Below are 23,348 nucleotides of genomic sequence, written 5' to 3'. Positions count from 1 at the left end.
CTTGATCGCCTCTGCGTAGGCGTCGTCGAACGTGTCTCCGGTCAGAATGACTTCCACGTTGCTGCCGCCAAAGCGCTTGACCTGCTTCACCTTCTGGTTCGGGGTCGTGCTCGGCATGTAGATTTTCCCGTGAATATTCAGCGCGTGGCAGGAAAAGGCCACACCCTGCGCATGGTTGCCTGCACTCGCGCACACGATCCCATTCGCCAGCTCCTCAGGCGACAGGCTGCGGATCATATTGTAGGCCCCGCGGATCTTGAAGGAACGCACGACCTGCAGATCCTCCCTTTTCAAAAACACGTTGCATTCGTATCTCGCCGACAGGACCGGATCCCGCTGCAGCGGCGTCCGTACGATAACTTCCCGCAGCACGTGATGCGCCCGGACGATATCTTCCATGCTGACGGTGCGGGGCTTGTCTGCCGCGCTTTCTCTTTCAGCGTTCATGACGGTGACTCCTTCGGCCCCAGCTGAAGGCTGGGCCTGCGTTTCCTTACCGGTATCTTTCATTTCTTGTTCTCTCCTCACTCCGCTAACCCTCTTTTTAAACGGACGTTTTTATATTACTCAGTAACTTAACGCTTTTACGGCTTTTTTTCAAGAGGCTTCATCCCGACGGGCGCCTATTTTTGAAGGTTATAGAATTTATAAAATTCAGCGAAGCTGAACCATTCTATAATCGCAAGAAAAACTTCAGCTTAACGCGGTCTGTCTTCTTTGAAAGTACGTCGATAGACGTTTTTCTTATGGCGTTTTTCCCTATTTGCGCCAACCGTCGGTTCGATAGCAAAAAAAAAGCCCTCCCACTCGCTTCGCGGTGGAAAGGCCATCAGCTACTGTTTTCCGGAAAGCCAATCGGTGAGCATGTCGACATCGGAGGCTGGGGCATGCCGCAGCGAAACTTTGTCTCCGGATTTACCGGACGCTACCGCCACTTTCAGCGTGGCCAGCTCTTTTCCCGCCTGGAATGGAGTCTGCGAGGTTTTGTGCCACTGTACCTTGGAGATCGGGATCAGCACGGTTTTCTCAGAAAAGCTCCCATAGCGGATGTGAAGCTGGTTCTCCTCCCGGCTCCAGGCCGCCCTCCGGTATTCCAATGATGACGCTGCCCAGGCAAAGAGGGGAAGAATCCATGCAAGCCACCGCCAAAAGCCGGGCGCGAGCAACCAGGCGGCTGCCGCCAGGATGATACAGATGAGAACAGGCAGCACGGTGTAAGAACGGTAAGATTTACGGCTGACCGGGTTCCAGGTCTGCGGCAGGCGGAAGCCGGGCAGAAACGCTGCCATCCGCAGAGGAAGCTCGTCATAACGGACAAGCGGAAACAAATCGACGGCCTTTTTCTCCTCATCCGAGCTGCCTGCGATGACCATTCGAACCGAAGCCCGGCGAAGCAGCTTGTGCAGCGGGTTCTGGGTGATGCGGATCGCCTGAATCCGGTGCGGCTTGATGACGGTTCTTTTCTTTTCCAGTAATCCCCGCTCGATGGTTAACGTACGGCCCTCGGCCTCAACCCGAAAGCCATACTCCAGTAAGAAGGCGCCTGCAAACGCGAGCAGCCAGGAAAGGATCGCAAGGATGACGACGAGTCCCGGGATTCCGAGAACCATCAGCCGCGGGGACAGCTGATCCCATATCGGCGTATCCCTCACCCATTCATCCCATAGCTTCAAGCCTCCCCCTACGATCACCATCCAGAGGATCGAGAATTTGCCGCTCGTTGTGCTTAGAATCAGCGTTTGGCCCAGTGACAGCCGCATGCTGTTCAGGGGAGTAGCGTTCGGCTGTTCATCGTGAACGTGGGAATCGCCGGACATTTCAGACACCGCCTTCTCCGGGTCTGCCATGCCGATCTCTCGCTGAATCCGGACGGCTTCCGCGGCAGAAATCGAACTGAGCACGGCCTCCGGCTCTTCTTCACCCCCGGACGTCTCCATTTCCAGGCGAACGAGCCCGAACATTCGATCATACAGGCTGACCGTGATATTCAGCGACTGAATGCGTTCCTTGGTGATCCATAGTTTTCGGCGGACCCACAGCCCGTGTTCCATATAAAGGACGCCATCCTCCACCCGGTACACAAAACGGCGCCAGCGCAGCCAAGCGAACACGATCAGCATGACCGCAGCCGCCGCAATAACGCAAACGGTCAGCACGATGCGGTCGATCTCTTTTCCAAATACGCGATGGATCAGAAAAATACAGAATGGAATCAAAGGCAGCAAGCCCGCCAATTCCTTCCCGGAATGAATCAGAAAGTACAGAATGGATACGGGATGCAGCCGCCGGTTGGCCGGCAAGGGTCCTGGATTAGAGTTCACCGTCCGCCCCTCCTGCCCAATCCGAAATCTGCTTGCGAATATTCTCAGCTTCGTGCTCTGACAATGCAGGAATGCGATGGCTCCCGGCTGCGGTGGAGAACGTGACGGTGGACAGTCCATAGATCTTCTGGATCGGCCCTTGCTTGGAATCCACATGCTGAATACGCACCATCGGGATTAACGTTTTCCTGCGCACCCAGACGCCGTGATTCAGCTCTACGTTCTTTTCCGTAATCTCATATCGCCAGAACCGGTACAGCAAACCGGGCAGCACCGCCAGCTCAAGCACGATAAACAGCAGGACGGCGGCCGCACTCCATCCCGCAATCCAGACGGGCCAGCTGTAAGCCATTGTCAGCCATAGAAGCGCGATAATCAGCACGACACTGATCGCGCTGGCGATCCACCCTTCCATTCTTCGCGCTTTCACCGCCCTCGGATCGATCCGTTTCATGGCTGCTCTCCTCCTTCCGTAGACGAATCCGCTGGATGAGAGGGACGGTGGACGGCCGATAGAAACAGGTCGGCAAGTTCCGTCGCGTATCCCGAAAGGTCCAGGCCGGGATTGACGAGCAGCTGGCTTGCGACGCCGTCAATGGCGCTGCGGATGGCCGCTGCAGTAACACGAGCGGAGCGTTCGGTAAACGGCTTGAACTCCCCGGTCTCCTGCCCCCATCGCAATATTTCGATAAGAGGCTCCAGAATCAAATCATCGGCGGCTCCTCCGAACCGAAGCTTTCCGTCCGCCGTGCGCGCATTCGTAACAACTTCTGTTAAAGCTACAATATAATCACGGTGACCGCCCATAAATTCCAGGTTCGACTCGATATAGGCCTTCAGCATCCCGCCTGGTGTTGTTTGTCCCTCGACTCGTGGAGACATGAAGCGTGCTCCGGCATCAAAGACCTCATGGACGATTTGCTCCATTAACTCATCCTTGCTGGCGAAGTGGTAGGTGAACACGCCCTTGCTTACACTGGCACGCTTGACGATTTGTCCCACCGAGGCCTGGGCGTAACCAAGTTCGGCAATCGTATGGATCGCGACCTCCACGATCTGCTGCCTTCTCTTTGATTGTTCCATGGACTCCTCTGCCCCCTATTGGAAATCACCTGTTTCGTAGATTCCGAGGAATCGTACGACTGTACTAATCAGTTTAGTACGGGTGTACTAGGCTGTCAATATCCAAACGGTTGAGGCAGCATGGAATCGCCAGAAAATTGGTGACTGGGGCAACTGAGGGCCTATACATCTTGAAGAACTCACTATCATGATGCATGAAATGTGTGTATTTGTTTTGATGGGTAAGCATAAAAAAGCCCATTTTAAATGGGCCTTTTCTAAGTCTTTTATTCTCAGGTAAAAGTTACGTTTGCTCAGATGATGCGAATGAACATTTCGTTTGGTGAAGTACTAACCTTCGGGATTTTCCTGGTAGCGTTACTCACTTACATCGATAAACGAAAATAACCCACTCTTAAGGTCGGCACCTAAGTGGGTTATTTTCAAGGTCAAGTTTGATCCTGGAGGGAAATCCCACTCAAGATGTTTGTGCTTGGGAGTAGCCTGGGCCGGCTGCTCCTTATTTATTGTTATCTTAGCATACGGCAAGATATACCACAAGCTATGCAAATTGAAAAATATGGCTTATTCTTGCACCTGCCGGATCAGACGGTCCCGGAGCTCATCCGCCAGCTTGATCGACGCGGTATCATGGATAACCGCTCCCGGCCGATTCCCCTCGCCCAGGATATAGCCCCCAAACTTCGTTCCGAAGAAGCCAAAGATATACTGAAACTGCTGAATCAGCGGCAGTCCTTTCAGCTGTGGATCGTCGCCACCGACCGAAATCACATAAGCGGTTTTGGACTTCATCGATTCCCGGAAATGCGGGCGCTGATCGTCCCTGAGCGTTTGGGACCAGCGATCGATAAAGTTTTTCATATGGCCCGACATGCCGTACCAATACACCGGCGTGGCAAAAATCACAGTATCCGCGGCCAGCACGCGGTCAATCAGCCCGTTATAATCGTCGCCCACGTCCTGAAACCCCTGCTCGGTATGTCGAAGATCCTCAATCGGTTGAACGGAATACTCTTTCAACACAATCCGGTCCACGCCGGCAAATCCCCTGACGACCCGCTCGGTCAGAAGCTCCGTATTCCCTTCTGGACGCGTACCCCCATAAATGACAGTGATGCTCATCGTATTTCACTCCTTTTTAAAATGGAGCCGTCCACATTCAGGTCTGCTCACTCCACCATTTTTTTGACCGTAATCTTAACATAGCCACGATCCCATAATACAGTGGAATCAGCTCGATAAAAATCCACACCAGCACCGTAATAAAGGAAAAATAGTGTTTCTGGTAGACAGACAAGTGGTAGGCGTAATAAAACGCAATCCCCGCCGAAACGAGCGTCAGCGAAGGGACGATGATTCCCTCTCCTTTTCCTTTCGTAAAATAGGACATGCACTTGGTTCCGGCATATATCAAAAAGGAGCAATGGATCAGCATCGAAGCCGTCCATACCCCGATCATAAATGGGGCGGAGTTTTCCAACAGGCCATCGTCTATTTTACCTCGGATAATTTCGAGGAATGGATATTGGATCTGCTTGGCATAATGTGGGCTGAAATTAAGCAGCGTAAACATCCAGCCTGATAACAAGACTAAGGAATTTCCAACCGATGCAACCGCCAGCTTGGCGAACGTCCCTTTGCCGAATGTAAATTCCGGAGCAAGAAACAGGAAGACCACCCACTCGCTCACGACCGAAAACGTAGCCATTGTGTTGCTGAAAAAAGTAGGCTGGTCAAAGTAATGAAAAAAAGCCGGGAGCATCTGCACACTGGCGTTTTCAGCATAAAAATAGGTGATCAGCAGCGTGGTTGCAAAGATCAGCAAAAAAAGGCCATCCGACATGTAGACAAGCGTTCTTGCCCCCAATCGGATGACGTAGAGGATCACGAGGCTGATGATGAGCTGGATGAACCAGGGCGGGGTTCCTTTCAAGTAATTGGTCCCGAAAAACAAGACGAAGCTTTGGATATCGTAGGAGGCGTAGTACACCGTCCATGCAAGCAGCATAACAACGAAGGCTCCATGTATCCCTTTACCCATGATTCGGTTTCCGAAGGTGACCCAGGAGGAAGCCGGCTGAAGCTTGCCGACATAGACCACATAGAACAAAATGATTAAGCCCAGGAGGGAACCGAACACGATGCCCGCAATTCCTTGATAGCTTGACGTGGATACCAGCTCTGGAATAAGGAAGATAGACGCCTGGGAGTTAAAATAGACAAAGGCAAATCGGGCCAACCTCCAGTTGTTGTTTGAAGTCATTTCGCCTCGCTCCCCTTCTCAATATTCTTTCCCGTAATCGTCCAGGCTCAACTTGGTAACTACGCGTACCTCGGCATCCTTCTTATAGTGTTCCGGCCATTTGCCCTTCACCTGCTGCCAGTACTGCGGGGCGTTCCACTCCAGGAGAAACCCGAGCTGAAGCACATCGGCTCCGATTTGTTGAGAGTAGGCAATGCTCTTCCTGAAGTCTTCGGAGACGGTTTCTCTCATTTGGTTCATGATGGTTCCGCTGATGTCCTTCACGAAGCGGTGAGAAGCGTCCTTTTTGGCTATGATGCTGGCCCTGCCTTTGAGATGAACGGTGAAAACCGGGCCGTTTGGGGTCATTTTGACCGAAGTTTTACCGTTCGTATAAGTGAATTTAAGATCCGCTTTGCTCTTGCCGTGATCCCATTGAACGGAATAAATCGGAAATTTGAGATGCCCATGGGCCCAGGCGATTGTTTTGGCTTCTTCATAGGGGAGCGTGCCTTTCAATCGGCCTTGCTGAAACAAAGCCGCCCCTTTGATTCCCGTCCACGTTTCGCTTTTATGAGCATCGGCGGCGGAATGGATCTTGTCGTTCTGCAATAAGGTGGCGGCGTATCCCAAGCCTGCCGCGTCCGCGACGAGACAGTCCTTGATGGTCGTATTCAGCATATAACCTTGGGTGGCGAAGCTTAGCAGCACCGTGGTGGGCAGCTGTTCAAAAATCGGCGTCAGGTGTGCGGCATCATCCAGCTTACCGGAAGCAACCAACAAGTATGCCCCGATCGGGACATCGGGTTCCCTCTTGATCCATTCCAGAAGATCGCCGATGCCCTGCTCGCCGTATTGCTCGCTGATCATCACGACTTTGATTTCGGATAGGCTGAGCTGGCGTGACAAATCTTTGTGGATATATTCCAGCGCCTTGCCGATGCTCGTGGATTGCTTGGTGATCAAGGAGTAGGGCTTATCCTTGCCGCCTCCCCCGCCGCTTAACTGGTCCGAATCCAGGCGGTTGGTCAGAGGCGTGCTGATCGAGACCTTCACCGTTCCGGGTTCTTCGCCGACATCGACAAACACCCCGTTTACGAAAATACGCTGATCCAGCTCGACTTTGGACCAGCATCCAGTGATGCTGCACAATATGATGACCATCAGCCCAACTTTTAGAAGTATCGTTTTCATAGAATGGATTATCTCCTCCGATGCCGGATTCTCGAAAAGGCACTGCTGCGTTTGTTCATCAAAGGTGATGACAGCCGCAACAGCGTGTCTTTCCAATCGGACAGGACGAGCGGTGCGACCGGCTGCAAATATGGGGCCCCGAAGGACCTTAAGTGCACCAGATGCGCGTACAGAACAAAAGTACCTGCGAATATTCCGATCAGCCCCATCGAACCGCCCAAAATGAGAAACGGGAAACGGAGCATCCGAAAGATAAGCCCCAGCTCCAGATGGGGAATGATATACGATGCCACCCCTGTGATCGAAACGACGATGACCATGGGAGCGGAGACGATGCCTGCCTGAACGGCGGCTTGGCCAATGACGATCCCCCCGATGATCGAGACCGTCTGGCCGACAGGCTTCGGAATTCTCATGCCCGCCTCCCGCAGCGCTTCAAAGGTCAGCTCCATAAGCAGCGCTTCCGTTAATGCCGAGAACGGGATGCGTTCACGGGCAGATGCGATCGTAATCAGCAGATGAGCCGGCAGGACTTGAGGGTGGAACGTCGTAATCGCTACATACAATGAAGGCAATAAGATCGACAACAGCGAAAAAGCGAACCGGACCATGCGAATCCAGCTGGCTGCAAAGGGACTCTGAAAATAATCCTCCGAGGCCTGCAATAACGAAAACAAGGTGACCGGAGCGATCACAGCATTGGGTGCCCCATCCATCAAAATGCAGACGCGCCCTTCGAGCAAAGAGGCTGCAACGGCATCAGGCCGCTCCGTATATTGAAATATCGGAAACGGCGTGGAGCTTTCCTTGAAATGTTCCACTACATAACCAATACCGAAAATCCCATCGATGGATAGGCTTTGCAGCTTGCTGTCGATTTCGGCTAACACTTCGTTTTTGGGCATTCCCTCGATATAAACCACATAAACCAACGTGTTGGTATAGTCGCCGACGGTATATTCCTTCAGCTTCAGCTTCGGATGCCGGATCTTATGGCGCAGTAAAGACAGGTTGCTTTGGATATCCTCGATAAAAGCTTCTTGCGGACCCGTAACGACCAACTCGTTTTGCGATTCCGCAATCGATCTTTTCTGGTACTGTACGGTGTCAAAATAATAAAAATCGTCCGTTTGATCCACATGCAGGACGGCCTTCCCTTGTACGACCAGAACTGGGGCCTCTTCTGGGTCGGAAATGGCATGATAGACGACCGGAAACGCGGTCCCTTGCTGCAGGTTACGGCGAAAAGCATCCCAACTCCCATTCCGGCTTTCGGCCAGCAAAAAACGGGCGATGTTCTTTTGAATCATCGCTTGGTCTACAATGGAAGGTATATAAAATAACGTACAAGTTCTACCGTCAATGAGAAATGGCTGGCAAACCAGATCCGGGGAATCCTTCAGCTGCTGTTTGAGGATATCCAGTGCGGTTCCCTTCATAGTTTCTCACCTCTTGTGTACGATGATCGGTTCTCATATCATGCCAGAAACGAAGTCAAATTATTCCTTAATGATGACAATCAAGCTGTCACCAATACATTGCTATAATCAAAAGTACAAGCAGAAGACATCGCACACACTTTAATCCAAGAAGGAGGATGTAACACGATGAAGCCAAGTATATCCGTTTTGACCCTGGGAGTAGACGACTTGGAAAGGGCGCTGGCCTTTTACCGGGATGGCTTGGGGCTGCCTACGGAAGGCATTATTGGAACAGAGTTCGAGCACGGTGCGGTCGCGTTCTTTGACCTTCAGGCAGGGGTGAAGCTGGCTGTCTGGAAAAGAGACGACCTCGTCCACGATGCCAACATCGAGCGCACGGCCCCCAGCAGCGCGGAGTTTACGATCGGCCACAACGTGACCAGCAAGGAAGAGGTCGATCAAGTGATGGAACAGGCGCGTCAGGCGGGAGCTACCATCACCTCACCCGCGCACGACACGTTCTGGGGAGGGTACTCCGGTTATTTTCAGGACCCCGACGGGCACTTGTGGGAAATCGTCTGGAATCCCGCTTGGGAGTTTCCGGAGGAGTAAAGAGAACGGAATTCCAACGCAACAAAAAAAGGCTGCCGGGATGAGTCTCAAGCAGCCTTTTCCTTATGTTCGATCAAACCATTATACTTTACTGTTAAAATGACGCTCAAACCAGGCGGTCGCCGCATCAATCTCCAGCTTGCTCAGCTGGTGTCCGTAATTTGCCCAATGCAGCTCGGAATCCGCACCGGCGTCAGACAGCAGGGAATGGAGCTCCTCGGTTTCGCTGATGGAGCAGATTGGGTCATTCGTTCCTGCCCCGATAAATACCGGAACGCCGGCTAGATCAGGCAGCTCCTTCCCGCGCAGCGGAACCATCGGATGCAGCAGAACTGCGCCCTGCAGGGCGTCGCTGTAATGGAACAGCAGGCTCGCGGCAATGTTGGCGCCGTTGGAGAAGCCGACAGCCACCATCCGGTTCCGGTCGATGGAATACTGTGCGGCTGCCTCATCCAAAAAGGCCTTCAGCTCATGCGTCCGCGCAACCAAATCTTCTTCGTCGAACACCCCTTCGGCCAGTCTCCGGAAGAAACGCGGCATGCCATGCTCCAGAACGTTTCCCCGCACGCCAAGCACGGATGCCCCTGGTGCTATCATGTCTGCGATCGGGAGCAAATCCCGCTCATTCCCACCCGTTCCGTGAAGAAGAACCAATACGGGTGCCTCCGGCCGACTTCCTTGAACAAAAATATGCTTCATACTCATCATTGTACGCCTCCCAACGCACGGACCTGAATGTCCGGCAAAAGTTGTTCTATCACTTCACGCTGCGGCTCATACCACTCGGGCAGCATGAGATGTGTCCCCATTTCTTCTTCCGGCTCATCTCTTGCAAACCCTGGCGGATCTGTGGCGATCTCAAACAAAATCCCGCCCGGCTCGCGGAAATACACCGCATTAAAATACTGACGGTCGACGATCTTCGTCGGACGAAGACCGGCTTCCTCCACCAGACTTCTCCATGCCTCATGATCGGCAAAATCCTTGGCACGCCAGGCGATATGATGCACTGTACCAGCACCGGCGGTCCCCCGCTCTTCCTGACCGATATTCACGTCGATGATATTGCCGATATCGCCGGTGCTGCGGTAACGGACCTGACCTTGGTCTTCGCCGATTTTGGCCAGTCCGAGGATTTCTTCCAGAACCAGCATCGTCTGCTTAGGGTTATTGCTTCCCAAAACGGCTCCGCCAAATCCCTTAATGGCATGGTCCAGCGGAACCCCGCTGAAGGACCAGCGGCTTGACGCCCCCTCGGCCCGCTCCACCAATTCAATCTGCAGACCGGAAGGATCTTTGAATTGAATGTACGTTTCTCCGAATCTTTCCGTCGTGCCGTACGCCAAATCCAGAGAGCTCAGACGCTGCATCCAGAAATCCAGGCTTCCCGGAGGAACGGCATACACCGTCGTTTTTACCTGTCCGCCGCCAATGGTGCCTGTTCGGCTATTGTCCCTCGGAAAAAACGTAATAATCGTCCCCGGACTGCCGTGCTCGTTGCCAAAGTACAGATGGTACACGTTTGGTGCATCGAAGTTGATCGTCTTTTTGACCAGTCGAAGCCCGAGCACCCCTGCGTAAAAATCAACGTTGTCCTGAGCGTTGTTCACGAATGCGGTAATGTGGTGGATCCCTGTCGTCTGCAGCATGGTTTGAAACCTCCTCTGTGCTCTCTGAATTTTAAACCTCTCATTGCGTTTACACCTTGCCAAACCTGATCTGAATTTATTTTAATATTAAGATTTATAAATACATAATATATGATTTCAAGACTTTTGGCAAGGGGTATTTGAAGAGTGATCTGCTGAACAACAAAAGGCGCCCCTTCGGTCGTGAATCGACTTCGGAACGCCTTCTATCTCAGACCCGGCAAAATGTACCGGGCAACATCCCTAGGGATGCATCTCTAGCGAAACATCATTATTTCCCGCTCTTCACCAATGCCTTGGCGGCGATGTCCGTGCGGTTCTGCTTGCCCTCGAACGTAATCTTCTCGGCCTGCGCGTATGCCTTCGCGCGGGCTTCAGCGATGTCGGCACCCAGGCCGACGACGCCCAGTACACGGCCGCCGCTGGTAACGAACTCGCCCTGCTCGTTTGTGGCGGTTCCTGCGTGGAACACGAGGGCGTCTGCCGCATCGACCTGATCCAGCCCCTGGATCGGCAGTCCCTTCGGATACGAAGCGGGATAGCCGCCCGAAGCGAGCACGACGCACACAGCGGCCTCATCGCTCCACTCGATGTCGATGTCCGCCAGTGTACCGTTCACAACCGCGAGGAAAATGTCGAGCAGATCCGTCTTCAGCCGCGGCAGCACGACCTGGGTCTCCGGGTCGCCGAAGCGGGCATTGAACTCGATCGTGGTCGGCGTACCGTCCGGCTGGATCATCAGCCCGGCGAAGAGCACGCCGCGGAACGGCCGGCCTTCGGCCACCATCGCTTTGGCGGTCGGCTTGATGATGTTTTCGACAGCAGCCTCAATAATCGCCGGATCCACATGCGGCAGCGGCGAATAGGTGCCCATGCCGCCTGTGTTCGGACCCTTGTCCCCGTCAAACACCGGCTTATGGTCCTGCGCAGCTGCCATCGGCCGCACTGTCTCGCCGTCGACAAAGGACAAAATCGACATCTCCTGCCCCTGCAGAAACTGCTCGATGACGACCTGAGCGCCGGATTCGCCGAATACTTTGGCGACCATGATGTCGTGGAGCGCTTTTTCCGCCTCCTCCATCGTAAACGCCACGGTGACGCCTTTTCCTGCGGCAAGTCCGTCCGCCTTAATGACGATCGGTGCTTGTTGCGACTGCAAATAAGCGGATGCTTCTTCGTAATTGTCGAATTTGCGGTAAGTTGCCGTAGGAATGTTGTATTTATGCAGCAGGTCCTTCATGAACGTTTTGCTGCCCTCGATTTCAGCCGCCTTGCGGTTAGGTCCGAATACCGGAATATTTTTCGCCTCAAAGGCATCCACGATGCCGTCCGCCAGCGGATCGTCCGGTCCGACGACGACCAATCCCACTTCTTTCGTCAAAGCAAAGTCCGTCAGCTTGTCGAATTCATTGACCTGAATCGGCACGCATTCGGCGATCTGCCCGATCCCCGCATTTCCCGGGGCACAGAAGATCCGTCCCGCCTTCGGGCTCTTATGCAGCGCCCATACGATGGCATGCTCGCGGCCCCCGCCGCCAATCACCAAAATATCCATGTCCGCCTCCCGTTTCTTCGTTTATGCACGTTAATTTTTCATCAGAACCTAAACATTCGCGTCATCCTACCGCCAAGATTACGGTGTCGGCACCCTTTATAGCAGACAGCCGCGTTCAGCGGAGATTTTGATGACGGGAGCAGCTGCTGGGGGTGACCTTTCCGATAACAGCCCGGCTGCAATCACCCTTCCCAAACTTTATCCCAAACCTCTTAAACGCGGCTATCTCAGCCTTTTTCACTTTTCAGTGCATAGCGGCAATGACTTTACATATGACGGTAATGAGTTTCCCCCAGACATAATGGCGAGTTCCCGTCTTAGTGTTTAAAATGTCTTACGCCCGTAAATACCATCGCAATGCCGTATTCGTTGGCGACTTTAATGGACTCCTCGTCCTTGATGGAGCCGCCAGGCTGAATGACCGCGGTAATCCCAGCTTTGGCCGCCAGCTCTAGCGTATCGCCCATCGGGAAAAATGCATCGGAAGCAAGCACCGATCCCTTGGCTTTGTCGCCCGCCTGCTCGATGGCGATTTTGGCGGAGCCGACGCGGTTCATCTGACCCGCACCTACACCAACGGTCATGTTGTCCGCGGCCAGTACGATCGCGTTCGACTTCACGTGCTTGACGACTTTCCAGCCGAACAGCAGCTGCTTCAGCTCCTCTTCGCTAGGCGCACGATCGGTTACGACTTTCAGATCGGCTTCGTCCAGCGAATGCACGTCGCTTTCCTGTACGATCATGCCGCCGTCGATCGACGTCACGACAAATTGGCTGGCCCGTTCCTTGGCGGAGCCGAATTCGCCCATTTTCAGCAGACGGATGTTCTTCTTCTTCGTCAAAATTTCGAGTGCCTCATCGGTGAAGCCCGGTGCCAGCACGATTTCCAGGAAAATTTCGCTGAGCAGCGCAGCGGTGTCGCTGTCGATAATGCGGTTAGCCGCGACGATGCCGCCGAAAATGGAGGTCGGGTCCGCGCTGTAGGCTTTTTTATAAGCCTCCAAAATGCTTTCGCCTGTGCCTACGCCGCAAGGGTTCATATGCTTGACCGCCACGACAGCCGGTTCGTCGAATTCTTTGACGATCTGCAGCGCCGCGTTGGCGTCGTTGATGTTGTTGTACGACAATTCCTTGCCGTGCAGCTGCTCGGCGGTTGTGATGGTGCCGGATGGAGCGAGCGGTTTGCGGTAGAACGCCGCTTTCTGGTGCGGATTCTCGCCGTAACGAAGGTCTTGGATCTTCTCGTAAGTAACCGTCAAACGCTCAGGAAGAGGATCGCCTGTGACGTTCGACAAATAATCGGAAATGAGGGCATCGTATGCGCCGGTGTGGCGGAAAACTTTGGCTGCAAGCCGTTTGCGCGTCTCCAGCGTCGTATCTCCGTTCTCGCGGATTTCCGCAAGTACGGTACCGTAGTCGTCCGAATCGACAACTACGCTGACAAACGCATGATTTTTGGCTGCCGAACGAAGCATGGTCGGACCGCCGATGTCGATATTTTCGATCGCATCTTCATACGTAACGTCCGGTTTGGCAATCGTCTCCTGGAACGGATACAGGTTTACGACCACCAGATCGATGTAGTCCAGGCCCAGCTCTTTCATCTGCTGCTGATGCTCTTCGCTGTCACGGACAGCCAGAAGGCCGCTGTGTACCGCGGGATGCAGCGTCTTGACGCGTCCATCCAAAATTTCCGGGAACCCGGTTACTTCGGAAATGCCGATGACCGGCACGCCTTCCTGTGCCAGCAGGCTTTTGGTGCCCCCTGTCGAAATGATTTCTACGCCCAATGCAGACAGCTCGCGGCAAAAATCCACGATGCCCTTCTTATCCGATACGCTGACCAGCGCTCTTTTAATACTCACGATATGCTCCTCCTTTATGTGTAAAAACGNTAACTTTCGCTCGAAGCTCATTTATTTCCCGAGAAATATCGAAAAGATTCCCCGGCATCCGCCGGAAGCGGGCCGAGCCGACAAAACCGTCAAATCCCTCCACAAAGCGCACTTTTTGCTCGATAACGGCCGAAGTCTTTGCGGAAACACCGAAATTTATCATTTCTTATAAGTTGAACTACTGAAATGGATGATAGGGGCAAGTACGTAAAAAGTTCCTACGATCGCTCTTGTTTTCGTATTTCTTGATTAATGGATCCAACCTAATGGAGATATCCGAAAGCCAAAGCATATGCTTCCGATGATAGCTTTCCCTTGGAAAGCTTGTACGATCGCTTCGCTTCTTCAGAATCGTTTCACTCCCTTGCCCTGCATCCTATTCTTTTAATTCAACTTATATTATACGAAAAAGCCGCTGACAGCCGCCGCCATTCGTGTCGGAACCGCGGCAGTTGTCCCTTATCCCCTTACCCTATCTCTATATCTTTGTGTTGTTACCATTCCAACCACATCAAGGCATCATCCCTTAAGCAGCGTGACTTTCCGGCCCTCCAGCTTCACTCTACCCTGAGCAAAAAGAGCAACGACCTGCGGGTACAGCTCCTGTTCTACAGCATGGACCGCCTGCGCAAAGGATTCCTCCGTCTCATGCTCGGCCACCTCAATCGCCCGCTGGGCGATAATCGGCCCGGTATCCATGCCGCCGTCCACAAAATGCACGGTTACGCCGCTCAGCTTGACGCCATAGTCCAGCGCTTGTCCGATCGCGTTCGTCCCGGGAAATGCCGGGAGCAGCGACGGATGAATGTTGATCAGGCGTCCCGCATATTTGTCGACGATCACAGAGGTCAGCAGACGCATGTAACCTGCCAGCACGACCAGATCGATCTCCAGCTCCTCGAGCTTGGCGACGATTTCCGCTTCATATTCCTCGCGCGATCCGTACTGTTTGGGAACGAACAGATGCTTAGAAATGCCGAGGCGCTCCGCCCGACCGACGACAGGGGCCGCCGGTTTGTCGCAGACGAGCAGCTCCACCGTCGCGCCGCCTAGCCTTCCCTCAGCGGCCGCTTCGGCCAATGCCTGAAAGTTGCTTCCCGCTCCGGAAGCAAACACAGCAATCCGGTAGCCGCTCATTAGACATCGGCTCCCGTAAAGGTCACAATCGATTCGCCCGGCGTTACCGACCCGATGATGTACGCTTCCTCGCCGCTCGCCTTGAGCAGCTCCAGCGCCTGCTGTGCATCGCCTTCGCTGACGACAAGGACAAGCCCGATGCCCATGTTGAACGTGGTGAACATATCGCGGTTAGCAATGCTGCCCTTACTCTGCATCAGCTCAAAGATCGGCAGGATCGGCCAGGAACCGTACCGGATATCCACGTTGACGTTTGCAGGCAGCATGCGCGGAATGTTCTCGATGAAGCCGCCGCCGGTGATGTGCGCCATGCCTTTCACGTTCACCTTTTCCAGCAGAGCCAGCAGAGGCTTCACATAGATTTTGGTCGGTGTCAGCAGGACGTCGCCCAGCTTGCCGCCCAGTTCAGGGATTTCATCGTGCAGGCTGTAGCCGGACTGCTCAAGCAGGAGCTTGCGCACCAAGGAGAAGCCGTTGCTGTGCACGCCGCTCGATGCGATGCCGATGACCGTATCTCCAGGGGCGATGGACGCACCGTTGATGATTTTGCTTTTATCGACAACGCCGACCGTAAAGCCCGCGATATCGTATTCGCCTTCGGCATACATGCCGGGCATTTCGGCGGTTTCGCCGCCGATCAGCGCGCAGCCGGACTGATGGCAGCCCTCGGCGATGCCGGCCACGATCGCTTCGATCTTCTCCGGCACAACCTTGTCGCATGCCAAGTAGTCAAGGAAAAACAGCGGCTCTGCCCCCTGCACCACGATGTCGTTGACGCACATGGCTACCGCGTCGATCCCGATCGTGTCATGGCGATCCATAGTGAAGGCGATTTTCAGCTTGGTGCCGACCCCGTCCGTTCCGGAAACGAGCACAGGCTCCTCATATTTGTCCTTATTCAGGCCGAACAGCGCCCCAAAGCCGCCAAGATCTGTCATCACTTCCGGACGAAACGTCCGTTTCACGTGCTTCTTCATCCGTTCTACCGCTTCATTTCCGGCCGCGATATCCACACCGGCATTTTTATAAGCCTCAGACACTCCCACGACACTCCTTTGTCAGATGCTCCGCCTCTATTTTAAGCGGGTAAAGTATTCATATCCTGAATCGATCCACAGACACAGCCCATACCTTCAACCCGGCAATGCCATCGCGATCAGTAATCGCCCTGCATTCCAAGCCCATCAGCAGCTGCAGCCAAACTTCTCTTCACCGTTAAAATCCAGATGCGTCGGATAATCGTTGTCGAAACAAGCCAGGCACAGCCCGCCCTTGTAATCATCCGCATTGTTGCCTGCAATCGCGGTGATCAGACCCTCCGGGCTAAGGAACGCCAGCGAATCGGCGTTAATTTCCCGGCAGATTTCTTCCACCGACTTGCTTGAGGCAATCAGCTCGCGCCGGTCCGGCGTGTCGATGCCGTAAAAGCACGGATTTTTAAAAGGCGGCGACGTAATCCGCACATGCACTTCCACCGCCCCGGCGTCGCGAAGCAGGTTCACGATCCGGCGGGAAGTCGTGCCGCGGACGATCGAATCGTCGATCATGACGACCCGCTGGCCTTCGACCACGCGCCGCACGGCACTGAGCTTCATCTTGACGCCCTGCTCGCGCAGCTCCTGGCTCGGCTGGATAAAGGTGCGGCCCGTGTATTTGTTTTTGATGAGCCCCATCTCGTACGGGATTCCTGTCTGCTCTGCGTAACCAATCGCCGCGGAAATACTGGAATCCGGTACCCCGGTCACGATGTCGGCGTCGACAAACGATTCGATCGCCATCCGGCTGCCCATCCGTTTGCGGGCGGCGTGCTGGTTCGAGCCGTTCATGTCGCTGTCCGGGCGGGCAAAATAGATGTATTCCATCGCACACAGCGATTTGCGGTGCTTTTTCTCCTCGAACCGGTCTTCATGCAGGCCGTCTTTGTCGAGAATAAGCAGCTCGCCCGGCTCGATGTCGCGGATCAGCTCCGCGCCGATCGTCTCGAGCGCGCATGTCTCGGAGGCGAAAATATACGCCTCACCGAGCTTGCCCATCGTCAATGGCCGCAGCCCGTGCGGATCCGACGCGACCAGCAGCCGGTCGTTCGTCATGATCAGGAACGCGTAGCCTCCGACGATGCGGTTGAACGCGTCTTTGGCCGCGGAGACGAGATCCTTCGACGAACGCGCGATCAGATGCGCGATGACCTCCGTGTCGCTCGTCGTCTGGAATATCGACCCGCCTTCCTCCAGCTCGCGCCGGATTTGCGGGGCGTTCACGATGTTGCCGTTGGTCGCCACGGCCAGGTCGCCGTCACGGTACTTGAACACCAGCGGCTGCGCGTTCGTCAGCTTGCTGTCACCGCTCGTCGAATAGCGCACGTGCCCGATGGAGATGTCCCCGGTCAGGGAAGCCATCATATCTTTGTCGAATACCTCTTTGACAAGCCCCATCCCGCGGTGATAGTGAAATTCCTCGCGGTCGCTGACGCACATTCCCGCACTTTCTTCCCCGCGGTGCTGCAGGGCATGCAGCCCGTAGTAGGACAAAGAAGCGGCGTCCGGGTGTCCATAGACCCCGAACACGCCGCATTCTTCTTTTAATTTGTCGAACAGCCCGTCTTTGCCTGAGCCCTCGTTATAGTAGTCTCCCGTCCACAGCGTTTGCGGTGTTACTTCATGAGACATGGAATCGCATCCTCCCAGACCTGCTTCAAGCCTCCTACACTTTCGTTCACGGCCGAAGCACCGTTGATGTCAACCACCAGACTGTCGCCTTCCACGATGCCGATTTCGGCAACCGGCACGCCTTGACCTTCAATATAAGCTTTCAGCTGCTCTGCCTTGTCCCGGGATGCCGAGAGCAGGATACGGGATTGGGATTCGCTGAACAGGGCTACGTCCGGACGCAGGCCGGTTTCGACATGCACCTGGGCACCCAGCGAACCGCTGATGCAGGACTCGGCCAGTGCTACTGCAAGGCCGTGCGGCGGAACATCGAATGGGTTTCCTCCCGGCCTTCCCAATCGGTCAGCAGGCTGTTCTCCGGACTTACTTCCAGCACGTTCTGCGGATGCCAGCTGCCGCGCTCCTCCCTGGACTCCGGCTCATTAAGCCAGCCGTAAGCTTCGATCGGCTCCTCGGCCATTTCACTCGTGAATTCACCCGCCGTCCGAGGCCCGATTCCGTTATCTTCGGCAGCCGGACCTACGCCCCGCATGCCGTTGCCGACATCGACCGGGCCAACGCCCCGAAGCTCGTGATCGCTGATGCGATTCGCTTGCCCTGCCTGCTGCCCGGATACAGACAGCTGACCGCCTTCTTCTCCCTTTGTCCGTGCCTGTTCGGCCGCTGCTTCGGACCCGTTCAGTGACCCCAGCGCGGCCATTTCCACGATCCATCCTCTGCTCTTGCTGTCCCACACATACTTCTGCTTAAAGTTGTCGCTCACGACAAGGTCACCCCCTGGTCAGATTAAAAATTTGATGCATATTGACCTATTGTCACGCGCAGCCGGGCGGATTATTCGGGGATATTTAAATGTTCACAAAATTGAGGTGACGGGAGTACAACTGCTGGGATGCGGGGCCGCTGAAGACCATTGCTGCGCCTCAAATCCCCCTTGCCTGCATGGAAAACAGACGTTCGGCAGAAACTAGGTCTACTTATCATTTTTGCGAGGGGATGGATCATCCATGTGGGACCATGTCATGACGTTTGCCCAGGAAAAACCGCTGTCGATCGTCCTGATCGTCTGCGTCATTATCGCCATCATCTATGTGGCGGTGCACTATGAAATGCTCTTTTTCAAGGAATAAAGGGGCGGTATCCCTTGAAGGCTGCCTTGCAAACGGCCGGGGCTGTTCCTATACTTGTGGTATATGGAGGAGCGTACAGAATGACGATCAAGCAAATGATTCAAGAAAATAACCGGCTGCGCGAACGCATGACCCCGGCGAACCGGGATTACGTGGAGGACGTCATCATCGCGGTGCGCAGCACCCGGGCCGACCGGCAGCAGGCCGAGAAGAAGCTGCTCGAAGTGGCTTCGGACGTGCTGAAGGCGCAGGAAGCCGGCCGCACGGCATCCCAGCTGTATGGCGAAGATCCGGCAGTCTGTGCCCGCAGCATCGCAGATGCGCTGCCGAAGCGTAAAGCCATCGAGGGAGCCGCCTACTACATCATGATTCCTTGGGCGGCGTTCACGTTTCTGTTTTTGGTCGAGGCGGTGTTCGGACTGGTCGCCGAATGGAGCGGCTATGCAGGGGAACCGATCAATCGGATCAGCCTGCTGGCGCTGATCGTATTGGCCGCAGGCTCGATTCTGCTGACCGAGCTCGTCACCAAGACATTGAACAAGCCAGGCAGCGATGACGGCTCGGGCAAGCCCAAGATCGATTTGAAAGCGATCGGGGTGTACTTGATCATCCTGATCATCGTCATGATCATCGGGTTCTCGATGCGGACCATGCTGCCGGTCTTCACTGTCAACCCATGGGTAAGCCTGGTGATCGGATTGGTTGGGCTGGCCGGGCTGCGGTTTATCTTTCTAAGAAGAGGTTGATTCGGCAAGCGAGGTTGGCTGGACAAAGCGCCTTGGCCCAATATTTGCGGATAGCCCGAACATAGCGAAAATCCCCTTTAAGCAGGCATGTGCTGAATGGCAGCGCTGCGCTTGCTCGAAGGGGATTTTCGTTTTTTGGTCTATATATACGACAGCCTCTAAGATCCACTCATATCCATCCGATAATCATTCCGGCTAACGCACCTGCAAGAACGACAACCCAAGGCGGGAGCTTCCAGAAGACAAGCAGGATAAATAACAATAGAGCCAAGGCAAAATCAACCGGTGCCGTAACAGCCGTCGTCCAGATCGGAACATAGAATGCCGCTAACAAGATGCCGACCACGGCAGCGTTAATCCCAATTAGCGCACCTTGCACCCTTGGGCTGTTTCGAAGGCCGTTCCAGAATGGCAGCGCTCCGGCAACCAGCAAAAAAGCAGGCAGGAAAATCGCCACTGTAGCAACAATTGCACCTGTGATTCCACCTGACATCGCCCCGAGGTATCCTGCAAAAGTAAACAGCGGGCCGGGAACGGCCTGCGCCGCCCCATAGCCGGCAAGGAAGTCTTCCGGATTCACCCACCCCGTCGGCACCACCTCGCGCTCCAGCAAAGGCAGTACGACATGTCCGCCGCCAAACACCAATGACCCCGAGCGGTAGAAGCTGTCGAACAGGGCCAGCCATTGGATGTCAAATATTTGTCTTAGGAGCGGCAGCGCAGCGAGCAGGGCGAAAAACAGAACAAGGCAGCCGATCGCGAAAGGTTTGCCCACCGGCATCCGCAGACTTTGGCTGTCAGGATCCGAACGCTTCTTGTACAGCCACAGCCCGATTATACCCGCGGCGGCAATGATCAGCACTTGAGTATAGGCTGTCGGCCATAGTAACACAAGCGCAGCAGCGCCGACTGCGATCGTGATGCGGGACCGGTCCGGGGTCAGCTTTTGGCCCATGCCCAGCACAGCCTGGGCTACAATCGCGACAGCCACGATTTTAAGCCCATGTATCCAGCCTGCATTCGCGATATCGAAGCCTTGAAGCAATAAGGCGAACAGAACCAACACGATCACGGAAGGCAGCGTAAAGCCTAACCAGGCCATCACACCGCCCCACAGGCCCGCCCGGAGGATGCCAATCCCGATTCCGACCTGGCTGCTTGCCGGACCGGGCAAGAACTGGCAGAGGGCCACAAGATCCGCATAAGCTTTTTCGTCCATCCACTTCCTGCGCCGAACGTATTCGTCATGGAAGTAACCCAGGTGGGCAATCGGACCGCCAAAGGAGGTCAAGCCTAATTTGGTGGAGACGCGAAGCACCTCCCAGAGTGAGCCTGATTTTGCATTAGTAGCTTCTAAGGTTTGTTGTGGTTCAGGGTTCAAGCCAATCGCTCCCTAACGTTATTTTTACGGTGCTTGCTGCCGGCAAATCAAATCCATCATAAACGGTATATGTTGCATGTAGATTAATGGAGTATCAAAAGATTCAAAACAAGCGAGAAAATATGTGAAACCCTGATATTTAGTTCTATGGAGTACTGTGAAATTCCCCTGTCTCCAAAATCAATCGCTAAAAGTTTACAAGTCGGAAACAAGTTGAGATCAAAACGAAACAACCTTCGGGTAATATGTTCATATACCAAACAGGAGGTTGAACACACCTATGAAAAAAACAGTTACCGCGGCCACAGCCGCTGCCCTTATGATTGCCTTTACCCTGCAAACCGGAGCCGGAGCGGTTCATGCCGCCACCGCGCAGCCTGCCGCTACCAAATCGGCAGTTTCTGCCGCCGTCTCGGCCAAAACGAAGCACGCCGACGCTATTTACAACCACATGATGGAGCTGCTGAAGAAACCGGCGAAGCAGGCGGAAGCACTGGCCTACATGGAGAAAAACATGTATCAAGTAACGCCGTATCAAGCCATGCTGATGGCTCTCAAGATGGAGAATGCCGAAAACGCCAATCTGGAAGCATGGAACCAGAAATTTTACAAAGACAATGTACAGCGCAGCCTCCTGAAGCTGATGAAGCAAGGCGACGACCTGACTTCTCTGATCAATAAGACGAGCGACAAAAACCTGAAAGCCCTCTTCAAAGGCGCCCGCGACAGCGGCTATCGTCTCGAAACGGCTGAAGGTATGTTCTATCTGGTGCTGGACTACCCGCGGTTCCAGAAGGTACGCCCTTACGTGACCAACGATATCAAGAGCTACATCGATATCATGACGGCGGAAACGAAAAGCCGCTTTGCCAATGATGCAGCGCTGTCGATCAGCTGGACGGAAGTCATCAAGCGTGCCCAGACCCAGGAAGCTTTCGTGAAGTCGTATCCGAAATCCAACCGTGTGACCCAGGTCAAAGCACTGTACCAGCTGTATCTGTCCATCAGCATGAACGGCCTCAACAACACGCCGATGTTCGACTATGTCAGCAAGAAAATCGATCCGGAGGCCAAAGCCGCGCTGGAAGCTGCCGTCAGCAAAGGAAACCCGGCCACGAGCGGTTACCTGAAACGCATCAAGGGATTCCTGAACATCGTGAACAAAAACAACAACACCCTGACGCCGGAAGTCCGGAACTACATCAATTCCGCGCTGAAATAATGCCGTTCGTTCATCTGACGAAACTTTTATCGACTGAATCATCAACCGGATAAAAAATCGTCTATCGACGTACATTCTCCGAAGCTGATCCTTTGTCATATTTAAAAATAGAAAAGGGAGACCGCTGCGATGGTTGCAGGGTCTCCCTTTTTGTAGTTTTGGCGGGCGGAAGCGGATTGCTCCCACGTTGGCACGGTGCACCAAGGGGCGAGAATATCAGCATCCGCCGCCGGCGATCGGCCGCTCTATTAAATCAGCATGTTATACAGGCTGGAATCCTTGTTCAGCTCAGTATATTTGAGACCTTTCCGGTTCATGCGCTCGATGAGCGGCTCATAATCCTCGCGGCTGTTCAGCTCGATGCCGACGAGCGCCGGTCCGTTCTCTTTGTTGTGCTTTTTCGTATACTCAAAGTTGGTGATGTCGTCTCCCGGCCCGAGCACGTCTTCCAGAAATTCGCGGAGCGCGCCGGAGCGCTGCGGGAAATTGATCATAAAATAGTGCTTGATGCCTTCGTACATGAGCGAGCGCTCCTTGATCTCCTGCATCCGGTCGATGTCGTTGTTACCGCCGCTGATGATGCAGACGACCGTCTTGCCGCGGATTTCATCCCGGTACAGGTCCAGCGCCGCAACCGGCAGTGAGCCTGCGGGCTCAACGACGATTGCATTTTCATTGTACAGCTCCAGGATGGCCGTGCAGGCTTTGCCTTCCGGCACTTTGACGACGTCGTCCAGCAGGCGCGAGCAGATGTCGTACGGGGTGTCGCCCACCCTTTTCACGGCTGCTCCGTCGACGAACTTGTCGATCTCGTCCAAGGTGACAACGCCCTTCTGAGCCAGCGCCTCGCTCATCGATGCTGCGCCTTCCGGCTCGACGCCGATCACTTTGGTCGCCGGGCTGACCGTCTTGATGTACGTCGCCACGCCTGCCGCCAGTCCGCCGCCGCCGATGGTGACAAATACATGGTCTGCAGCCGAATCCAGGCTTTCCATCACTTCCATCGCAATCGTGCCGTTTCCTGCAATGATCTTAGGCTCGTCAAACGGATGGATAAACGTCATGCCCTCGCGGTCGCAGGCCTTGATCGCCTC

At 54.4% G+C, this 23,348-nt stretch carries 22 protein-coding genes and 1 pseudogene; 4 read left to right on the top strand and 19 right to left on the bottom strand.

The features are described 5' to 3' along the window. The 8 genes from CPT76_RS07670 to CPT76_RS07635 all read right to left on the bottom strand — a co-directional run. On the bottom strand, nt 1-447 hold a 447-nt coding region (locus CPT76_RS07670; RefSeq protein ID WP_146116182.1), incomplete at its 3' end, for a pyridoxal-phosphate dependent enzyme. Nucleotides 448-833: 386 nt separating this feature from the next. Further along, the gene (locus tag CPT76_RS07665; protein WP_181152728.1) at nt 834-2,321 is read right to left on the bottom strand and encodes a PH domain-containing protein; all 1,488 of its coding nucleotides are present in this window, start codon (nt 2,319-2,321) and stop codon (nt 834-836) included. Continuing rightward, nucleotides 2,311-2,775, bottom strand: coding sequence for a PH domain-containing protein (locus CPT76_RS07660; protein WP_105442483.1), 465 nt, complete (start codon nt 2,773-2,775; stop codon nt 2,311-2,313). Before CPT76_RS07660 ends, CPT76_RS07665 begins: the two co-directional genes overlap by 11 nt. Next, the gene (locus CPT76_RS07655; protein WP_105442482.1) at nt 2,772-3,404 is read right to left on the bottom strand and encodes a TetR/AcrR family transcriptional regulator; all 633 of its coding nucleotides are present in this window, start codon (nt 3,402-3,404) and stop codon (nt 2,772-2,774) included. Before CPT76_RS07655 ends, CPT76_RS07660 begins: the two co-directional genes overlap by 4 nt. 564 nt (nt 3,405-3,968) lie before the next feature. Next, on the bottom strand, nt 3,969-4,526 hold the full coding sequence (locus tag CPT76_RS07650; protein WP_105442481.1) for a flavodoxin family protein: 558 nt from the start codon (nt 4,524-4,526) through the stop codon (nt 3,969-3,971). Between the two features lie 37 nt (nt 4,527-4,563). Beyond that, on the bottom strand, nt 4,564-5,667 hold the full coding sequence (locus CPT76_RS07645; protein ID WP_105442480.1) for a GerAB/ArcD/ProY family transporter: 1,104 nt from the start codon (nt 5,665-5,667) through the stop codon (nt 4,564-4,566). 18 nt (nt 5,668-5,685) lie between these two features. Beyond that, the gene (locus tag CPT76_RS07640) at nt 5,686-6,840 is read right to left on the bottom strand and encodes a Ger(x)C family spore germination protein (protein WP_105442479.1); all 1,155 of its coding nucleotides are present in this window, start codon (nt 6,838-6,840) and stop codon (nt 5,686-5,688) included. 8 nt (nt 6,841-6,848) lie between these two features. Next, a complete protein-coding gene (locus CPT76_RS07635) occupies nt 6,849-8,279 on the bottom strand; it encodes a spore germination protein (RefSeq protein WP_105442478.1) in 1,431 nt (476 codons plus the stop codon). Nucleotides 8,280-8,447: 168 nt separating this feature from the next. Here CPT76_RS07635 and CPT76_RS07630 point away from each other — a divergent pair, with 168 nt between their 5' ends. Next, nucleotides 8,448-8,873: a VOC family protein gene (locus CPT76_RS07630; RefSeq protein WP_105442477.1), complete on the top strand. Its 426-nt coding sequence runs from the start codon at nt 8,448-8,450 to the stop codon at nt 8,871-8,873. Between the two features lie 81 nt (nt 8,874-8,954). On the opposite strand, the gene CPT76_RS07625 is transcribed toward CPT76_RS07630, so the two are convergent. The 9 genes and pseudogenes from CPT76_RS07625 to CPT76_RS07580 all read right to left on the bottom strand — a co-directional run bounded on the left by CPT76_RS07625 (nt 8,955) and on the right by CPT76_RS07580 (nt 18,538). Beyond that, nucleotides 8,955-9,578: an alpha/beta hydrolase gene (locus CPT76_RS07625; protein WP_105442476.1), complete on the bottom strand. Its 624-nt coding sequence runs from the start codon at nt 9,576-9,578 to the stop codon at nt 8,955-8,957. Beyond that, entirely contained in the window at nt 9,578-10,522 is a 945-nt protein-coding gene (locus tag CPT76_RS07620; RefSeq protein WP_105442475.1) for a ring-cleaving dioxygenase, read from the bottom strand. Before CPT76_RS07620 ends, CPT76_RS07625 begins: the two co-directional genes overlap by 1 nt. A gap of 271 nt (nt 10,523-10,793) precedes the next feature. Next, nucleotides 10,794-12,077, bottom strand: a complete 1,284-nt coding sequence (gene purD / locus CPT76_RS07615) for a phosphoribosylamine--glycine ligase (RefSeq protein WP_105442474.1) — start codon at nt 12,075-12,077, stop codon at nt 10,794-10,796. 317 nt (nt 12,078-12,394) lie between these two features. Further along, nucleotides 12,395-13,942: a bifunctional phosphoribosylaminoimidazolecarboxamide formyltransferase/IMP cyclohydrolase gene (purH, locus tag CPT76_RS07610; RefSeq protein ID WP_105442473.1), complete on the bottom strand. Its 1,548-nt coding sequence runs from the start codon at nt 13,940-13,942 to the stop codon at nt 12,395-12,397. Nucleotides 13,943-14,491: 549 nt separating this feature from the next. Further along, a complete protein-coding gene (purN, locus tag CPT76_RS07600) occupies nt 14,492-15,109 on the bottom strand; it encodes a phosphoribosylglycinamide formyltransferase (RefSeq protein ID WP_105442471.1) in 618 nt (205 codons plus the stop codon). Continuing rightward, a complete protein-coding gene (gene purM / locus CPT76_RS07595; protein WP_105442470.1) occupies nt 15,109-16,149 on the bottom strand; it encodes a phosphoribosylformylglycinamidine cyclo-ligase in 1,041 nt (346 codons plus the stop codon). Before purM ends, purN begins: the two co-directional genes overlap by 1 nt. Before the next feature lie 144 nt (nt 16,150-16,293). Beyond that, nucleotides 16,294-17,775 carry an amidophosphoribosyltransferase gene (gene purF, locus CPT76_RS07590; protein ID WP_105442469.1) on the bottom strand — a complete coding sequence of 494 codons (1,482 nt, stop codon included), beginning with the start codon at nt 17,773-17,775 and terminating at the stop codon, nt 16,294-16,296. Next, a pseudogene (locus CPT76_RS07585) lies at nt 17,760-18,086 on the bottom strand (AIR synthase-related protein); the annotation flags it as partial. The gene purF and the pseudogene CPT76_RS07585, both read right to left, overlap by 16 nt. Next, nucleotides 18,059-18,538 (bottom strand): hypothetical protein, encoded by a 480-nt coding sequence (locus CPT76_RS07580; protein WP_105442467.1) that lies wholly within the window; start codon nt 18,536-18,538, stop codon nt 18,059-18,061. The pseudogene CPT76_RS07585 and the gene CPT76_RS07580, both read right to left, overlap by 28 nt. A gap of 244 nt (nt 18,539-18,782) precedes the next feature. On the opposite strand from CPT76_RS07580, the gene CPT76_RS39135 reads away from it, so the two are divergent. Both CPT76_RS39135 and CPT76_RS07575 read left to right on the top strand, forming a co-directional pair. After that, complete coding sequence (locus tag CPT76_RS39135) at nt 18,783-18,905, top strand: hypothetical protein (RefSeq protein WP_256992987.1); 123 nt, start codon at nt 18,783-18,785, stop codon at nt 18,903-18,905. Nucleotides 18,906-18,985: 80 nt separating this feature from the next. After that, the gene (locus CPT76_RS07575) at nt 18,986-19,651 is read left to right on the top strand and encodes a DUF1129 family protein (RefSeq protein WP_105442466.1); all 666 of its coding nucleotides are present in this window, start codon (nt 18,986-18,988) and stop codon (nt 19,649-19,651) included. Between the two features lie 169 nt (nt 19,652-19,820). Here CPT76_RS07575 and CPT76_RS07570 read toward each other — a convergent pair whose 3' ends face one another. Further along, a complete protein-coding gene (locus tag CPT76_RS07570) occupies nt 19,821-21,032 on the bottom strand; it encodes a chromate transporter (protein WP_105442465.1) in 1,212 nt (403 codons plus the stop codon). A 280-nt stretch (nt 21,033-21,312) separates the two neighbouring features. On the opposite strand from CPT76_RS07570, the gene CPT76_RS07565 reads away from it, so the two are divergent. Next, on the top strand, nt 21,313-22,254 hold the full coding sequence (locus CPT76_RS07565; RefSeq protein ID WP_105442464.1) for a hypothetical protein: 942 nt from the start codon (nt 21,313-21,315) through the stop codon (nt 22,252-22,254). Nucleotides 22,255-22,502: 248 nt separating this feature from the next. On the opposite strand, the gene ilvA is transcribed toward CPT76_RS07565, so the two are convergent. Next, nucleotides 22,503-23,348, bottom strand: an 846-nt coding sequence (gene ilvA / locus CPT76_RS37130) for a threonine ammonia-lyase IlvA (protein WP_105442463.1), incomplete at its 5' end; no start/stop codon positions are given.

The sequence above is a fragment of the Paenibacillus sp. AR247 genome (genome assembly GCF_002968895.1).
In the GTDB taxonomy this organism is placed as follows: domain Bacteria; phylum Bacillota; class Bacilli; order Paenibacillales; family Paenibacillaceae; genus Paenibacillus_AQ; species Paenibacillus_AQ favisporus.
This window is presented reverse-complemented; position numbering and strand designations above follow the sequence as displayed.

Bases quoted from the DNA above. Each gene is read 5' to 3' on its own strand.
- CPT76_RS07660 (WP_105442483.1), bottom strand. From the start codon at position 2,775: ATGAAACGGATCGATCCGAGGGCGGTGAAAGCGCGAAGAATGGAAGGG.
- CPT76_RS07655 (WP_105442482.1), bottom strand. From the start codon at position 3,404: ATGGAACAATCAAAGAGAAGGCAGCAGATCGTGGAGGTCGCGATCCAT.
- CPT76_RS07650 (WP_105442481.1), bottom strand. From the start codon at position 4,526: ATGAGCATCACTGTCATTTATGGGGGTACGCGTCCAGAAGGGAATACG.
- CPT76_RS07645 (WP_105442480.1), bottom strand. From the start codon at position 5,667: ATGACTTCAAACAACAACTGGAGGTTGGCCCGATTTGCCTTTGTCTAT.
- CPT76_RS07640 (WP_105442479.1), bottom strand. From the start codon at position 6,840: ATGAAAACGATACTTCTAAAAGTTGGGCTGATGGTCATCATATTGTGC.
- CPT76_RS07635 (WP_105442478.1), bottom strand. From the start codon at position 8,279: ATGAAGGGAACCGCACTGGATATCCTCAAACAGCAGCTGAAGGATTCC.
- CPT76_RS07630 (WP_105442477.1), top strand. From the start codon at position 8,448: ATGAAGCCAAGTATATCCGTTTTGACCCTGGGAGTAGACGACTTGGAA.
- CPT76_RS07625 (WP_105442476.1), bottom strand. From the start codon at position 9,578: ATGAGTATGAAGCATATTTTTGTTCAAGGAAGTCGGCCGGAGGCACCC.
- CPT76_RS07620 (WP_105442475.1), bottom strand. From the start codon at position 10,522: ATGCTGCAGACGACAGGGATCCACCACATTACCGCATTCGTGAACAAC.
- purD (WP_105442474.1), bottom strand. From the start codon at position 12,077: ATGGATATTTTGGTGATTGGCGGCGGGGGCCGCGAGCATGCCATCGTA.
- purN (WP_105442471.1), bottom strand. From the start codon at position 15,109: ATGAGCGGCTACCGGATTGCTGTGTTTGCTTCCGGAGCGGGAAGCAAC.
- purF (WP_105442469.1), bottom strand. From the start codon at position 17,775: ATGTCTCATGAAGTAACACCGCAAACGCTGTGGACGGGAGACTACTAT.
- CPT76_RS39135 (WP_256992987.1), top strand. From the start codon at position 18,783: ATGTGGGACCATGTCATGACGTTTGCCCAGGAAAAACCGCTGTCGATC.
- CPT76_RS07575 (WP_105442466.1), top strand. From the start codon at position 18,986: ATGACGATCAAGCAAATGATTCAAGAAAATAACCGGCTGCGCGAACGC.
- CPT76_RS07565 (WP_105442464.1), top strand. From the start codon at position 21,313: ATGAAAAAAACAGTTACCGCGGCCACAGCCGCTGCCCTTATGATTGCC.